Consider the following 14,678-nt stretch of genomic DNA (forward strand, 5'->3'; position numbering starts at 1 on the left):
CCCGGGGCCTGCGCCCCGGACCGACCGACCGGGGGAGATCAGTGTCGAATCCTGGCGCGCACCACCAGCGCGTCGTGGTCCGTGTACGTCGTCGGTTCGATCTCCAGCGTCGGCGCGGCGAGGTTGCCGTAGGAGTGCTGGATGCCGGGAGACTGGACCGCGGCCGTGTCGCTCAGCGTCCACTGCTTCGCCGGGGCGCAGGAGGTGTGCCGGTTGACGTCACCGGCGAAGATGGTGGGACGGCCGCGGGAGGCGAGCACCTGAGTCAACTCGGCACACTGGACCGAGTTGGCCGTGCCGGGCGCCTCGCCGTCGGTGGACAGGTGGCTGGTGCACACGTCCAGCTTGTGGGTCGTCACGCAGATCCAGCGTCGCTGCTCCACGCCACTGAACTTGGAGTACGGCGCGTCCTCGGACGCGCGGATCGACTCCTTGGTCAGCACCGCGTTGCCGAAGTAGCCCCTGCCTTCAGGCGACTTGCAGGGCAGCGGGGCACCGTTGTAGATCACGGTGGCGAAGCGGTAGTGGAAGCGGGTGCGCTCCGCGATCGTGGCGACATCGCCGCTGCACGCCTCGTTGAGCGTGACCGCGTCGACGTGGTTGGCGCGGACGCGCTCCACCACCTCGTCGACGATCTTCGGGTACTGGGTCTTGGCATAGCAGCCGGCGTATCCGCTGGAGCACACGTTCATCTGCAGCAGCGCGAAGTTCCGGTGCGTGTGGTGCGCGTGCGGTCCTCCGGAATGAGCCGTGGTGGCGGCCACGGCGCCGTTCGAGGAGAGCAGCAACCCGGCGCCCAACAGGCAGCCGAGGATCATCAAACGCAGGGGTCTCAGAAAGGATTTGATCATGACGCGATTGTGTTGGTGACACGCCAGGTCGGGAAGGCTGCCGAAAGAGAGTTCACCACGCTCTCGCTCGGGCGTTACCGCTGCCGGCGCGAGGTGTGAGTCCTCGCGCGGACGCGCCACGGTAGGGACGAGCCGTTCGGCTGCGACGTAAGAGCCATGACTGCGAAGCGAGTTGATCACCGTTGTGGATCTCTGGATCGTCGGGTGGGACGGTCGATCCCAGCGCTCTGGGCGCGGACCGTGGGGCGGAGGGCGAGCGGTTCGCCTCCGGTGAGGACGGCGCCGGGTCTGCACAGGGTGATCGCCCCTTGTTCTTCTCGCCGTTGAAGGGAGGACGTTTTCATGGCTCGGAGCCCGGCGATCCGGTCCCGTGCGGGGCGCACAAGACCAAGGGGCAGGTCGCCGCTCGTCAGTCACGCGGCGCCCGGAGCGGGTTCACGTAACCGATGTGACCCTCTCTCGGGTGCATGCGCGGCGCCCTGTGCGAGGCGCGTGTCTTGAGGGCGGAACCCGGGCCAGGGGCGCCCAGTCACTTGATCCTGTTCGCCGGTGATGGGCGGCGGTGAGGGATCATGAGTGGGTGACTCGCCTACTGACCCGAAGTGACCTGCAAGCCGTGCTGGAGCCCGAGTCCTGCATCGCCGCGCTGCGCGAGGGCTTCCGCGCCGCCGCAGCATCCCCGATCGCCGGCCGGCGGATCCGCACCGATCTTCCGTTCCCCGGTACGGCGACGGCCTTGATCCCGGGCCTGCTGCCTGGCATCGAGGCCTACACGGTGAAGGCCAACGCGAAGTTCCCGGCGGCCCGGCCGGCGTTGCGCGGGGTGATCTGCCTCCACAGCGGTCACGACGGTGAGCTTCTCGCGCTGATGGACTCCGCCACCGTCACCGCATGGCGCACCGGACTGGCCGCGGCGCTGGGCACCCACCTGCTGGCCGCGCCCGGGGAAGGCCCGGTGCTCGGAGTGATCGGCGCGGGCGCGCAGGCCGAGCTCATGGTGCGAGGTCTGGGTACCCTGCGACGGCATCGCGAGCTCGTCGTTCACGACGCGGATCCGGACCGCGCCCGCGACTTCGCCGCACGTCATGACGGCCGCCTCCTGTCGTCCGCCGAGGAGGTCGCCGCTGTCGCCGACATCGTCCTGCTCGCGACCTGGTCACGCTCACCGTTGCTCCGGCTGGCGGATACGCGGCCGGGGCAGCACGTCACGAGCCTGGGAGCCGACGAGCCCGGCAAGCAGGAGCTCTCCGCCGACTTGCTGGAATCCGCGCTCCTGGTCGTCGACGACAGGGAACTCGCCGCGGCCATGGGCGCTCTGGCGGCCGCAGGCCTTCCGGCCTCGGCCGCCGAGGCCACACTCGGCGAAGTGCTGCACGGCGACCACCCGGGACGTACCAGCACGACGGCCCGCACGGTCTACGCGCCTGTCGGACTTCCCTGGCAGGACCTCGCGCTGGCCTGGATCGCCTACCAGCAGGCGGAGCGGAATGACATCGGAGTCAAGATCGACCTGCTCGCCTGAACGCCGCACGACCAGAGCCGTACATCGGACGCGGCAGGAGCGCAGAGCAGGACGGCTGGGGCCGCCGTCCGAGTCCGTGGATCCCGGACGGCCGAGGTGCGCGCACTCGAAGGCAAGGCGGAGCGGCTCTCACTTGAAACTTCATGAGTCGCCGTCTAAGGTTTGACATGAAAATTCAAGTGAGGGGCTGACTTGGTACTGGTGCCGCCAGTACCAAGTACGGGTATCGGTCGGTGAGCGTCGACGCGTGGGGGATGCACGGCTCGTCCGCATCGACAGCCGACGGTCTCGTCGTGAGTGACGACCCCGGCCATGCCCCGGTCCGACCCCTCGCACCACCCCGGCGGCCCCGGCGAACCGAACCGATCGGCCGGACCGCGACGGTGCGCGTGCGCTGCCGCCCGCGGCCACCCTCAGCCGGCCCTCTCCTTTTCCCGAAGTGGACCCCTTCATGTCTCGAACAGCCCTCAAGGCTCCCGGTGACGCGGACGCCAACCGCTGGAAAGCACTCGTCTTCATCGCGCTCGCCCAGCTGATGGTCGTCCTCGACGCCACCATCGTGAACATCGCCCTGCCGTCCGCCCAGCTGGACCTGGGCATCTCCGACGGCGACCGGCAGTGGGTCGTCACGGCCTACGCCCTGGCCTTCGGCGGTCTGCTCCTGTTCGGCGGCCGGGTGGCCGACCTCTGGGGCCGCAAGCGCGCCTTCGTCATCGGCTTGACCGGCTTCGCCGCCGCCTCCGCGCTCGGTGGCGCGGCGACCACCGGCGTGGCGATGTTCGGCGCCCGCGCCCTCCAGGGCGCCTTCGGTGCCCTGCTCGCCCCCGCCGCGCTCTCCCTGCTCGCCGTGATGTTCACGGACGCCAAGGAGCGCGCCAAGGCGTTCGGCATCTACGGCGCCATCGCCGGCGGCGGCAGCGCCGTCGGCTTCATCCTCGGCGGAGTGCTCACCGAGTACCTGGACTGGCGCTGGACGTTCTTCGTGAACATCCCGTTCGCGGTGGTCGCCGCCGCCGGCGCGTACTTCGTCATCCGTGAGCCGGCCGGCGGCCGCAACCGCTCCCCGCTCGACCTCCCCGGTGTCGTCCTGTCCACCCTGGGTCTGGTCTCTCTGGTCTACGGCTTCACCCGTGCCGAGTCCGACGGCTGGAGCGACACCACGACCATCTCCCTGTTCGTCGTGTCGGTGGTCCTGCTGCTCGCCTTCGTCTTCACCGAGGCCAAGGTGAAGGCCCCGCTGCTGCCGCTGCGCGTGGTCACCGACCGCAACCGCGGCGGCGTCTACCTCTCCCTCGGTATCGCGGTCATCGCGATGTTCGGCACCTTCCTGTTCCTGACCTACTACCTGCAGGTCGTGAAGGGCTACTCCCCGGTCAAGAGCGGATTCTGCTTCCTGCCGATGGTCGCGGGCATGATGGTCGGTTCGACGCAGATCGGCACGCGTCTGATCACCCGCGTCCCACCCCGGTTCCTGATGGGACCCGGCTTCCTGGTCGCCGCGGTCGGCATGTTCCTGCTGACCCGGCTGGAGATCGACTCGTCGTACGCCTCGACCGTCCTGCCGGCGCTGATGCTGCTGGGTCTCGGCATGGGTACGACCTTCACCCCCGCCATGTCCCTGCCCACCCTGGGCATCGAGCCCCGGGACGCCGGTGTCGCCTCCGCGATGATCAACACGTCGCAGCAGGTGGGCGGCGCGATCGGCACGGCCCTGCTGAACACGATCGCCGCCTCGGCGGCGACCGCGTACGTCGAGGAACACGTCGCCGACAGCGCGACGAAGCCGCAACGGGTGCAGCTCCAGGGTGTGGTGCACGGCTACACCAGCGCCGTCTGGTGTGCCGTCGGCATGCTCCTGATCGCCACCCTGATCGTCCTGGCCCTGGTCGACGCCGACCGGCCGGGCGGCGAGGGCGTAGAGGACGAGGTGGCGGTGCCGTTGGCCGTCCACTGAGGCACCGGGTTTCCTACGACTGCGGCAGCGGAGGAAGCGGAGTCCTCGCCGGCGCCCCTCTATGGGGCCCGGCGGTCGATCCGCTCGATGATCTTCTCGGCGACGGTACGCAGACAGTCCAGCTCGGCCGGGTCGAGTACGTCGTAGACGAGGTCGCGTACCAGGGCCACGTGTCCTGGGGCGGCCTTGGCGAGATGCTCCTGGCCCGCGTCGGTCAGGATCGCGTGGGTGTAGCGGCCGTTGGTGGGGTCGGGTTCACGGCGGACGAAACCCCGGCGCTCCAGCCTGCTGATCAGATGGGAGAGGCGGGACAGCTCGGAGTTGGCGACGACGGCCAGCTCGCTCATCCGCATGCGGCGTCCCGGCTGGCCGGACAGTCCGGCGAGGACGTAGTACTCGACGTAACGGAGGTCCGCGTCCTGCTGGAGGTGCGCTTCCAGGGCGGTGGGCAGTTTGTGCAGCATCAGGCCGAACTGCTGCCACGTCTCCAGCTCCGCCGGGGTCAGCCAGCGGGGCTGATCGTTGGGGTGTGGAGGCTGTTCAGGCATGCCGGGAGTCTATCCGGCGTGAACGTGACGAACAGTGCACTCTTGAACCTTCATGTGTCGCTGCCGTAGGGTGTAACTTGAAGATTCAAGTGAAGAGTGTTCGGCCTTGTCGGCGGGATTTCCACGGGGGCGCGCACAACATCACCGCCATGAAGGCAGGGCGGCCCGCCGAGTGATCCTCTCGCCGATGTGATGCGGAAGGCCGCGGTCTAGATTTTCCGCCTCCGTAGCGGGGCGATGCGGAAGGAACAAGCGTTGACAGAGCAGTTGCGGCTGATGGCGGTCCACGCGCACCCGGACGACGAGTCCAGCAAGGGCGCCGCCAGCATGGCGAAGTACATCGCGCAGGGCGTGGACGTCCTGGTGGCCACCTGTACCGGGGGTGAGCGCGGTTCCATACTCAACCCCAAGCTCCAAGGCGACCCGGAGGTCTTGGCCGACATCCACGAGGTGCGGCGCAAGGAGATGGACGCCGCCCGCGAGATCTTGGGCGTCAGACAGGCTTGGCTGGGATTCGTCGACTCGGGCCTGCCTGAGGGCGACCCGCTGCCACCGCTGCCCGAGGGGTGCTTCGCGCTGGAGCCGGTGGAGACGGCGGCCGAGCCACTGGTCCGGCTGATCCGGGAGTTCCGTCCGCACGTGATCACCACGTACGACGAGAGCGGCGGCTACCCGCATCCCGACCACATCATGACTCACACGATCACGATGGCGGCCTTCGAGGCGGCCGGTGACCCCGACGCCTACCCGGAGTCCGGTACGCCCTGGCAGCCGCTGAAGGTGTACTACAACCACGGCATCTCGATGGCCCGGATCCGCGCCCTCCACGCCTACCTCGTGGAGCGTGGCGAAGAGTCCCCCTACGCCGAGTGGGTCGCCGGCTGGGAGGCGGAGGGACGCACGGAGCGCGAGTTCACCACCCGGGTGCCGTGCGCCGACTGGTTCGAGGTGCGCGACCGGGCACTGCTCGCCCACGCGACCCAGATCGACCCGGACGGCCCGTGGTTCCGGGTGCCGCTCGACGCACAGCGTGAGGTCTGGCCGACGGAGGAATATGAGCTGGCCCGCTCGCTGGTCGACACCTCGCTCCCCGAGGACGACCTGTTCGCCGGCATCACCGCAGAGGTCACCGCCGACGTCACCGTCTGACACCGTCCTTGCCGAGCATCCATCCGCATCCCCATCCGCTCGGGTGGGAGGCGGCCCCTCGTCCCCGCGGGGTTTCGCGCTCAACTCCGCGTCCAGGCAGCCACGTTGACACTGATCGGCGTGGAGGCGTGAACACTCGCCCTGCTTCGGCTGGGGTGCGTCGACGTCGCCACCGTGTCGGATCGGCCGCCGTTTGCCGCATCCTGCGCCCCGACCATCTAGGCGCTGAGCCGACCCTGCCGGACGCGTAAGTGGTGGGTCTACGACCACCCCGGACTTGAAATTTCACGCGTCAAAGCCTTAGAGTGGGACATGAAAGTTCAAGTGAGCAGGCGTCCGGTCTGACCGCCGAAGGTGTCCGCGGGGCGGGTGTGTCACCAACTCGTACCGCTGTGGGGGCCGTACGGCCTCCTGCACGGCCCGCGGCGTCCGGGCGCCGATCGTGTCCACCGTGACCCGGGCTCACCTGCCCGACGCGAAGCTCAAGTTGACCGGCGCGCGTCGGTGGACCGATACGCACACGACATCACCGTCATGAGAAGCAGGCAGGGCCCGTACCTGTGGCTCAGTGCCACGCACCGCGCCCGCCCTGCGTCCGCCGGCTCGGCCTCGCGCCGACCGGCCCGTCAAGGAGAACACCGCATGAGTGACCTGAAGATCGCCGTCATCCTCGGCAGCACCCGGCCCGGACGCAACGGCAAGGCCGTCGCGGACTGGGTGGTGGACCGGTCCGGCGCCCGCGCCGGCGTCGACTACGAACTGGTCGACCTCGCCGACTACCGACTGCCCCACCTGGACGAGGCCCTTCCGCCGGCCATGGGTCAGTATCAGGGTGAGCACACCAAGGCGTGGGCGGCCAAGATAGCCGAGTTCGACGGGTACGTGTTCGTGACACCCGAGTACAACCATTCCACCTCCGGGGTGCTCAAGAACGCGATCGACTACCTGTACGGCGAGTGGAACAACAAGGCCGCCGCCTTCGTCTCCTACGGTTCACTCGGTGGCGCGCGGGCCATCGAGCACCTGCGGGGCGTGGCCAGCGAACTGCAGTTGGCCCACGTGCGTCAGCAGCTGTCCTTCTCGCTGCTCACCGACTTCGAGAACTTCTCCGTCTTCAAGCCGGGCGAGCAGCACGACGCCGCCGCGACCGTCCTGTTCGACCAGCTGGAGTCGTGGGCGCGCGCCCTCAGGACCGTCCGGGGCTGACGCTCTCGCCCGTCGGATGGCGGATGCGGGGACTTCCCCGCACCGCTGCCGCCGGGTGTGGGGGACCTGTCCCAGGTCGGGGGCAGGTCCCCTGGTCGACGAGAGTTTCCGGAGCCGCCCAGGCCCGCACGCCGCCCGGTGGTTCGTTCAGGCGGCGCGGCAGGCCACCGCCGGGCCGACGAGCGGCGCGGCGTGAGTCGCCGTCGCGTGCGCGGGCCGGGCGGTGCGGACGACGGTCGAGACCTGCGAGCGGTTTCGCGCGAAGACGACCAGGTGCAGCACCGCGAACCGCGCGACACCCGCCAGCGCGGAGGCGGAGAGGTAGACGGCCTGCTCCAGCATCGCGCCCGGTGTGGCGACCAGTTGCTGCAGGACGAGCATCGCCAGGCAGGTCACCACATACGCGGCCGCCGCGGATCCGGCCGACTGCGCGTGCTGGCGCCAGGTCGCGTGGCTGCCCGCACCGAAGGTGAAGCGGGCGTGCAGTTCGGTGGCGAGGAGGGTGGAGGCCACGGTGATCAGGGCGTTGGCCAGGACCCAGGGGATCCAGGAGGCGAGGGCCGCGACGGCGAAACTGGAGGCGAGCCCCACTCCGCCGCCGCAGAGCACGAAGCGGGCGAAGGCGCCGGATGCCGCTCGCCGCTGCCTCTGCGTGGTGTTCATGGTCCGCCCCCTTTTGATCGCTCACTCTCCGACACGCGCGCCTCTCGACCTGTGCGGCCTCGGCTGCGGTGTTTCTGATGATGGAAACGCTACGTTGCATTCACGTAGTGGGCAACTAGATTATTGCGCAAAGTGTCCATAATGGCTGGTGAGATGGGTGAAATTGTTGCAATGGGTTGCCGCCTAATGCAACACGCATGACAGGGTTCGTTGCAATAGCTAGAGGGTGAACGCTATGACGTCAGCACTGCTCTCGCGGATGGCCGCTCGTCGGTTCGACGGTGGTCACGGGGCCGCCCGGAACGGCTTCCTGGAACAGCTGCCCGGAACGGCCGCCCGCCGACGGTCGCGGCCGCGCCGTGGTGCCATGGCCAGACCCCGTGCTGCCACGTAACGAGTCGCTAGGCTCGACGACATGACTCTTCTGCGGATGGACAACGTCGCCGTCGTCGTCGACGACCTGGACGCGGCTGTCGCCTTCTTCACCGAACTCGGCATGGAGTTGGAGGGCAAGGCGCACATCGAAGGCCTTTTCGCGGACCACACCGTCGGACTCGACGGCGTCCGGAGCGACATCGCGATGATGCGGACCCCCGACGGCCACGGCAAGCTGGAGCTGACCAAGTTCCACAACCCCGCGGTATCGGACGCCGAGCCGCGGAACCCTCCGCCCAACACGCTGGGCCTGCATCGCGTCATGTTCGCCGTCGACGACATCGACGACACCATCGCCCGCCTGCGCGCCCACGGCACCGAACTCCTCGGCGAGGTGGCCCAGTACGAGAACATCTACCGGCTCTGCAACCTCCGCGGCCCCGCGGGCATCATCGTCGCCCTGGCCGAACGGATCGGCTGAGCGGGCCCGCCGCGCGGAGCACGTCGTGGATCGGCACCGCTGTGCCGCGTCCGCGACCAGGGCGGTACCGGCCGCCGTACGAGCCCGCGGGTGGTGCCGGCGGACGGTGTCGGGCGCGCGGAGGACTTCGCGGGCGCCCGCACGGCCGCCCGGCCGCCGGTGCGGAGGGGGAAACCGGCGTTCCGCGGTTCGGTGGCAGCGGCCGTGCGCTTCCGTGCGCTCCCGTGCGATGAGTTCCGGCCGGTGCGGGAGTCTCCTCCGGTGTGACCGTCGTAGACCGCCGTACGACGGTGCCTGGTACGAGACACCACGGAGGACATGATGACGACCGTCCCGGACGACCCGACCACCGCACTGCCCGGCCGCCCGCCCGTGGTCGACATGGCCACCTGGCAGACGGCCCGCGACGAACTGCTGGTCCGCGAGAAGGCCCATACCCGCGAGGGTGACGCCATCGCCGCGGCCCGACGCCGGTTGCCGATGGTGGAGTTCGACGGGACGGCCGAGGTCGTCGGATCCGACGGCCCGGTCCCGTTCCTGGACCTGTTCCAGGGGCGCCACGAACTCGTGGTCTACAAACACATGTGGCATGACGGCGCACCGCACCAGGGGCAGTGCGAGGGCTGCACCACCACGGCCTGGCACGTGAAGGACGCCGTGTACCTCAACGCGCGCGGCGTCTCGTACGCCGTCCTCACCACGGGCCGTTGGGACGAAGTGGCCCCCTACGTCGCCTTCATGGGCTACACCCAGCCCTGGTACTCGGTGCGCGACGTCGAGGCGCCGGTCGGCGGCAACATGGGTCACCTCACCTGTTTCCTGCGCGACGGCGACCGCGTGTTCCTCACCTACTCCACGACGGGCCGCGGGAACGAGCCGGTCAACGGCTCGCTCAGCCTGCTCGACATGACGCCGTACGGCCGCGGCGAGGCGTGGGAGGACCACCCCGAGGGCCGGACCGGGACCGGCGACGTCCGCGAGGGATATCCGCCCGTGGGCCGCCCGGCCTGCTGGTACTGGCGCTCGGACGCCGACGGCGTCGCCACCTGGGGCCCGACCAGCCGGCCCGTGCCGCAGTGGACCCGTCCCGGCGTGACCCCCGTGGAGACCCTCGGCCGGCACGGCCACCACCACTGACGCGCCTTCGTCGACCCGCCACGGCCGACATACGGTCGCCCATCAACGCGGGTCGTGGCCGACGTAGAGGCGCGCACCCACGTCGGCCGGTCGCGCGGCCGACATGGGGTCACCGCTCCACGTCGGCCACGCGACCGGATCGGTCAGCGCGATCCGACCGCCTCCTCGGCGCCGCCCTCCTCGGAACCCTGCCGGGCGGACTCCACGGCCCGCTCCGGCTCGGGGTGCACGTGGCGTTCCCGCAGGTCCGTGACCGCCAGCAGCAGTGCGATCATGCTGAACCCGACGGCCGTGAGCAGCCCGAGCTGAATGGCCGTGACGGAACGCTCATGGCCGGCCTGATGCGCGAAGTACACCGCGCCCACCACGGCGATCCCGGCCGCCGAACCGATGCGCTGGCCCGTCTGCAGCACTCCGCCGGCCGCGCCGGCCCGACGCACGGGGACCCGGGTGAGCGTGAGCGTCGTGTTGGGGGAGACCGTGAGCCCGGAGCCGATCCCGCCGATGAACATGGGCACGGCCGTGGCCCATCCCACGCTCTGCAGGGGCGCCATCTGCACCGCCACGATCACCCCGAGCAGCCCCACCACCACGCCGCCGAGGCCGATGACGACGAGCTTGCGCCCGTGGCGCATCACCAGCCGGCCCCCGATGGCGGCGCCGATCGCCGAGGCGGCCGCGAAGGGCAGCACCGAGACACCGGCCGCCAGCGCGCTGTACCCGACCGTGTTCTGCAGGAAGAGGGAGTAGACGAAGAAGACCGTGGTGAAGCCGGCGAAGTAGGTGAGGCTGATCAGGGACCCCAGCGTGAAGGAGCGCAAGGAGAACAGGCCCAGGTCGACCAAGGGGGCCCGTCCGCGCAACCCCTGGCGTCGTTCCCACGCCCAGAAGGCGGCCAGCAGCAACGCGGCCACCGGCAGCAGCGACCACTTCAGCCGCCCGGTCCACTGCTGCTCCTGCACCAGCGGCAGCATGAGCGCGAGCACGGCGGCGCCCAGGAGCAGTACGCCGAACAGGTCGAACTCCTCCCGCTTGCCCGTGGACGCCGGGACGCGGGGCAGCAGACGCAGCCCCGCGACGAACGCGGCCACCCCGATGGGCAGGTTGACGAAGAAGACCCAGCGCCAGCCGCTCTCGGTACCGACGGCGTTGATCAGCAGACCACCGACCAGCGGACCCACCGCCGTCGAGACCCCGATGACGCTCCCGAGCAGGCCGAAGGCCTTGGCCCGCTCGGAGCCCTGGAACATCTGCTGGATCAGCCCCGAGGTCTGCGGGGCCATCAGGCCCGCCGCCGTGCCCTGCACCAGCCGGAACAGGACCAGCCAGGAGGCGCTGTGAGCGAGCCCGCACGCCGCCGAGGCCAGCGTGAACAGGGCCAGCCCCAACAGGAAGGCCTGTCGCCGCCCGCGCATGTCGCCCAGTCGGCCCGCGGGGACGAGCACCAGCCCGAAGGTCAGGGCGTACCCGGAGACCACCCAGGACTGGGCGGCCTCCGAGGCGCCCAGCCCGTGTTCCATGGAGGGCAGCGCCACGTTCACGATCGAGGTGTCGAGCAGCGAGATGAAGCCCGCCGTCAGACAGACCGCGAGCGCCTTCCACCGCCGGTTGTCGGGGGTGGGCCGGGCCGGGACTGTGGTCATGGGGTCACGCTAGACAGCCACCCCGCCCAACGCAGGGAAGGAGCCGTTCCGCGCGCGTCGTGGCCGTCGGGCCTGGGACGACACCTTCCGCGCCGTACGTGTCCCGCCGCGGCCGCTCATCCTGCTCCGAAGCCTCCCGGGCCCGCCCCGACGCGGGCCTTCGGCAACCCCCGGAGAACGCGACGACCGGTGTCCGTACGGCTCCGGCGGCCCGGTACGACTCCCTACGCTCGGCGGGTGAAACGCGGAGAACCGCGCGGACCTGGCGATATCGTGGGCACGGGCCGTGACGCCGCGAGGGGGTCTGACGTCGCGCGTTCGCGCCGGGCACAGGCATACTCGGGGCCCTGCGGGCGCATCGGCGTCCGCTGGCAGCAGGAGGTGGGCGATGGTGTCGTCGTCGGTGTCGGGGGAGCCCCGGAAAGTCACGATCCATGACGTCGCCCGGTCCGCCGGGGTGTCCCGGCAGACCGTGTCGAGGGCACTCAACGACAAGGACGAGATCGACGGCTCCACCAAACAGCGCGTCCTCGACGCCGCCCGGGCGCTCGGCTACCGGCCCAGCAGGTTCGCCCGTGGACTGGTCCGGCAGGACGCCACCACGATCGGGCTGGTCATACCCGACCTGCTCAACCCGTTCTTCACCGAGGTGGCGGCGGCAGCGCTGGAGGCGGCCCGCGCGCGCGGCTGGCACGTGGTCGTGTACGACACGGCGGACCGGGCCGAGGAGGAACGCGGCACACTTCAGGTGATCAGCTCGCAAGTGGACGCGGTCGTCGGATATTTCAGCTGCGCCGAGGACGAACTCCAGCTGTTCACCCGTGGCATGCCGGTGGTGCTCATCGGCCGTGAGCACCACACCGCGCGGTTCAGTTCGATCCGGATCGACGGCGAGGCGGGCGTGCACGCCGCGGTCGCGCACCTGGTCGCGGCGGGTCATACGCGGATCGGGATGCTGGACCACGACGGCCGCGTCGATCCCAGCATCCGGCGTGAGTGGTTCACGTCGGCCGCGGCGAGGAACGGGATCGACGCCGGCGTGGTGGTCGGCGCGGAGCAGTCGGCCGACGGTGGGGGAGCGGCGCTCAGGGCCCTGCTCTACGCCCATCCCGATGTCACGGCGGTCTTCACGTTCAACGACATCATCGCGATCGGTGTCCTGCGCGAGGCGCGCCGGCTCGGCAGGAGCGTCCCGCAGGATCTGGCGGTGATCGGCTTCGACGGCCTGCAGCTGGGCGCGCTCGTGGAACCCCCGCTCTCCAGCGTGGCTCTGGACACGCGCAGGCTCGGCGCGCTCGCCATCGAACAGGTCGCCCGGCTGCTGACGGGAGCGGACCCGTTGGCCGACGACGACCTCGTCGTCCGCGCTGAGCTGCGGCTGGGCGGGTCCGCCTGACCTGGCGGACTCGTGCGCGACTCGAAAGTCTTGACACTCGCCCGCGCCGGAGCGCAAACTTCCGAACATTCCACAACGTTCCCGTGAACGTTCCCGTGAGCGTTCCCGTGAACGTTCACGGGAACGCTCACGGGAACGCGCTACAAGGTTGCTGAGTTGTCCCGCCACGGCGCCGGGTGTTCGAGCCGACACCGTGATGTCCCGCCATTCCAACCAGAAGGCTTCGTGCCTGAGGTGTCAACGTCGACCCGCCTAGCGCCGCCGCTAGTCGTTCTCTGGAACGGAAGATATGAGCAACACAGTCACGCGGATCCGCTTCGCCGCCATCGCTGCGGCAGCCAGTGTCGCCGTACTCGCCGGGTGCTCGTCACCCGCTCCGTCGAGTGACGCGTCCGCGGCCTCCTGCGAGCCCACCAAGGGCAAGGTCACCCTCCAGTACTGGAACACCGTTCCGGGCATGGACAAGGTCGTCGCCCTGTGGAACAAGAAGAACCCGGACATCCAGGTGGAGATGAAGAACATCTCCAACGACCAGTACGGCACCATCGGCAACGCCCTCAAGGCAGGCAAGGCGCCGGAGCTCGCCCAGGTCGGATACGACGAACTCCCCTTCCTGCGCACCCAGAACGCCTTCGTGGACGTCTCGGCCTGCTCCGCGGCCACCGAGGCCAAGTCGAAGTTCGTGCCCTGGACCTGGTCGCAGGCCAGCTTCGGCGACACGGGCGTGTTCGCCCTCCCGCAGGACACCGGCCCGATGGCCCTCTTCGTGCGCAGCGACATCTTCAAGAAGCACGGCCTCGAGATCCCCAAGACGTGGGACGACTACGCGGCGGACGCGCAGAAGCTGCACAAGGCCGACCCGAAGCTCAGCATCACGTTCTTCGATCCGAACAACGCCGAGGCTTTCAACGGACTCCTCTGGCAGAACAACGCCGAGATGTACTCGTACGCCGGTGACAAGTGGCACGTCACGGTCGAGTCCGACCAGAGCAAGCAGGTCGCCGACTACTGGCAGAAGCTGATCGACGACAAGCTCGTGCGCACCGACCTCGCCCACGGGTCGACCCAGATGTACACCGCGTACCAGAAGGACCAGATCGCCAGCTACGTCGGCGCCGCCTGGGGCTACAGCATGTTCCGCGACAACCTGCCCGACCAGGCCGGCAAGTGGTCGATAGTCCCGATGCCGACCTGGGGCACCAGTGCCGCGTCCGGCGACTGGGGCGGCTCCACCGTCGCGTTCATGAAGGGCAACAAGCACCTCTACGAGTCGGTCAAGTTCAACTCCTGGCTGAACACCGACCCCGAGGCGCTCGCGCTGGAGAACAAGCTGGGCGGCCTCTACCCGGCGGCCACCGCCGGTTCGCAGCTTCCCGCGCTGTCGCAGGGCGTCCCCTACTACAACAACGAGAAGATCTTCGACGTCTTCGCCGAGTCGTCCAAGAACATCGACACCAACTTCTCCTGGGGCCCGACCCAGAAGACGGTGAACCTGTCGCTTCAGGACGCGATGGCCAAGGCGGCGGGAGGCAGCGGCACGCTCAGCGACGCGCTCGCGGCCGCCCAGGCGACCGCGCTGAAGTCGATGAAGGATCAGGCGATCCCGGCGACCGCGGGCAAGTGACCACGGTATGACTGACACCGCGACCCGCGCGACCCGCGTGGTGGCGTCTACCGGGGGCCGCCGCCGTCTTCGCGGCGGGGGCCCCCGCCGCCCCCCCCAAACCCCCGTACCGCTAACCGTAGTAATAAA

The 14,678-nt window shown here is 69.6% G+C and carries 12 protein-coding genes; 8 read left to right on the top strand and 4 right to left on the bottom strand.

The genetic code is table 11. The features are described 5' to 3' along the window. Positions 1-38 precede the first annotated feature (38 nt). Positions 39-851 carry an endonuclease/exonuclease/phosphatase family protein gene (locus ACWCQK_RS40295; protein WP_451163969.1) on the bottom strand — a complete coding sequence of 271 codons (813 nt, stop codon included), beginning with the start codon at positions 849-851 and terminating at the stop codon, positions 39-41. A 580-nt stretch (positions 852-1,431) separates the two neighbouring features. Between ACWCQK_RS40295 and ACWCQK_RS40300 the strand changes: the two genes are divergently transcribed. Then, positions 1,432-2,373: an ornithine cyclodeaminase family protein gene (locus ACWCQK_RS40300; RefSeq protein WP_451163971.1), complete on the top strand. Its 942-nt coding sequence runs from the start codon at positions 1,432-1,434 to the stop codon at positions 2,371-2,373. 451 nt (positions 2,374-2,824) lie between these two features. After that, positions 2,825-4,327, top strand: coding sequence for an MFS transporter (locus ACWCQK_RS40305; protein WP_451163973.1), 1,503 nt, complete (start codon positions 2,825-2,827; stop codon positions 4,325-4,327). A 59-nt stretch (positions 4,328-4,386) separates the two neighbouring features. On the opposite strand, the gene ACWCQK_RS40310 is transcribed toward ACWCQK_RS40305, so the two are convergent. Further along, positions 4,387-4,875, bottom strand: a complete 489-nt coding sequence (locus tag ACWCQK_RS40310) for a MarR family winged helix-turn-helix transcriptional regulator (RefSeq protein WP_451163975.1) — start codon at positions 4,873-4,875, stop codon at positions 4,387-4,389. A 255-nt stretch (positions 4,876-5,130) separates the two neighbouring features. Between ACWCQK_RS40310 and mca the strand changes: the two genes are divergently transcribed. Both mca and ACWCQK_RS40320 read left to right on the top strand, forming a co-directional pair. After that, positions 5,131-6,024, top strand: a complete 894-nt coding sequence (gene mca, locus ACWCQK_RS40315; protein WP_451163977.1) for a mycothiol conjugate amidase Mca — start codon at positions 5,131-5,133, stop codon at positions 6,022-6,024. A 642-nt stretch (positions 6,025-6,666) separates the two neighbouring features. Next, the gene (locus ACWCQK_RS40320; protein ID WP_451163979.1) at positions 6,667-7,230 is read left to right on the top strand and encodes an NADPH-dependent FMN reductase; all 564 of its coding nucleotides are present in this window, start codon (positions 6,667-6,669) and stop codon (positions 7,228-7,230) included. Positions 7,231-7,377: 147 nt separating this feature from the next. Here the strand turns inward: ACWCQK_RS40320 and ACWCQK_RS40325 are convergent, their stop codons facing one another. Further along, positions 7,378-7,893 carry a hypothetical protein gene (locus ACWCQK_RS40325; protein WP_451163981.1) on the bottom strand — a complete coding sequence of 172 codons (516 nt, stop codon included), beginning with the start codon at positions 7,891-7,893 and terminating at the stop codon, positions 7,378-7,380. A gap of 415 nt (positions 7,894-8,308) precedes the next feature. Here ACWCQK_RS40325 and ACWCQK_RS40330 point away from each other — a divergent pair, with 415 nt between their 5' ends. After that, positions 8,309-8,749, top strand: coding sequence for a VOC family protein (locus ACWCQK_RS40330; RefSeq protein ID WP_451163983.1), 441 nt, complete (start codon positions 8,309-8,311; stop codon positions 8,747-8,749). 321 nt (positions 8,750-9,070) lie between these two features. Further along, complete coding sequence (locus tag ACWCQK_RS40335) at positions 9,071-9,886, top strand: DUF899 family protein (RefSeq protein WP_451163985.1); 816 nt, start codon at positions 9,071-9,073, stop codon at positions 9,884-9,886. A gap of 143 nt (positions 9,887-10,029) precedes the next feature. On the opposite strand, the gene ACWCQK_RS40340 is transcribed toward ACWCQK_RS40335, so the two are convergent. Next, entirely contained in the window at positions 10,030-11,529 is a 1,500-nt protein-coding gene (locus ACWCQK_RS40340) for an MFS transporter (RefSeq protein WP_451163987.1), read from the bottom strand. Between the two features lie 388 nt (positions 11,530-11,917). On the opposite strand from ACWCQK_RS40340, the gene ACWCQK_RS40345 reads away from it, so the two are divergent. Continuing rightward, positions 11,918-12,925, top strand: coding sequence for a LacI family DNA-binding transcriptional regulator (locus ACWCQK_RS40345; protein WP_451163989.1), 1,008 nt, complete (start codon positions 11,918-11,920; stop codon positions 12,923-12,925). A 289-nt stretch (positions 12,926-13,214) separates the two neighbouring features. Beyond that, positions 13,215-14,549, top strand: coding sequence for an ABC transporter substrate-binding protein (locus tag ACWCQK_RS40350; protein WP_451163990.1), 1,335 nt, complete (start codon positions 13,215-13,217; stop codon positions 14,547-14,549). The last annotated feature ends 129 nt before the right edge of the window (positions 14,550-14,678 follow it).

It is taken from the genome of Streptomyces sp. NPDC002306 (assembly GCF_053593435.1).

Bases quoted from the DNA above. Each gene is read 5' to 3' on its own strand.
- ACWCQK_RS40345 (WP_451163989.1), top strand. From the start codon at position 11,918: ATGGTGTCGTCGTCGGTGTCGGGGGAGCCCCGGAAAGTCACGATCCAT.
- ACWCQK_RS40310 (WP_451163975.1), bottom strand. From the start codon at position 4,875: ATGCCTGAACAGCCTCCACACCCCAACGATCAGCCCCGCTGGCTGACC.
- ACWCQK_RS40305 (WP_451163973.1), top strand. From the start codon at position 2,825: ATGTCTCGAACAGCCCTCAAGGCTCCCGGTGACGCGGACGCCAACCGC.
- ACWCQK_RS40335 (WP_451163985.1), top strand. From the start codon at position 9,071: ATGACGACCGTCCCGGACGACCCGACCACCGCACTGCCCGGCCGCCCG.
- ACWCQK_RS40295 (WP_451163969.1), bottom strand. From the start codon at position 851: ATGATCAAATCCTTTCTGAGACCCCTGCGTTTGATGATCCTCGGCTGC.
- ACWCQK_RS40340 (WP_451163987.1), bottom strand. From the start codon at position 11,529: ATGACCACAGTCCCGGCCCGGCCCACCCCCGACAACCGGCGGTGGAAG.
- ACWCQK_RS40350 (WP_451163990.1), top strand. From the start codon at position 13,215: ATGAGCAACACAGTCACGCGGATCCGCTTCGCCGCCATCGCTGCGGCA.
- ACWCQK_RS40320 (WP_451163979.1), top strand. From the start codon at position 6,667: ATGAGTGACCTGAAGATCGCCGTCATCCTCGGCAGCACCCGGCCCGGA.
- ACWCQK_RS40330 (WP_451163983.1), top strand. From the start codon at position 8,309: ATGACTCTTCTGCGGATGGACAACGTCGCCGTCGTCGTCGACGACCTG.
- ACWCQK_RS40325 (WP_451163981.1), bottom strand. From the start codon at position 7,893: ATGAACACCACGCAGAGGCAGCGGCGAGCGGCATCCGGCGCCTTCGCC.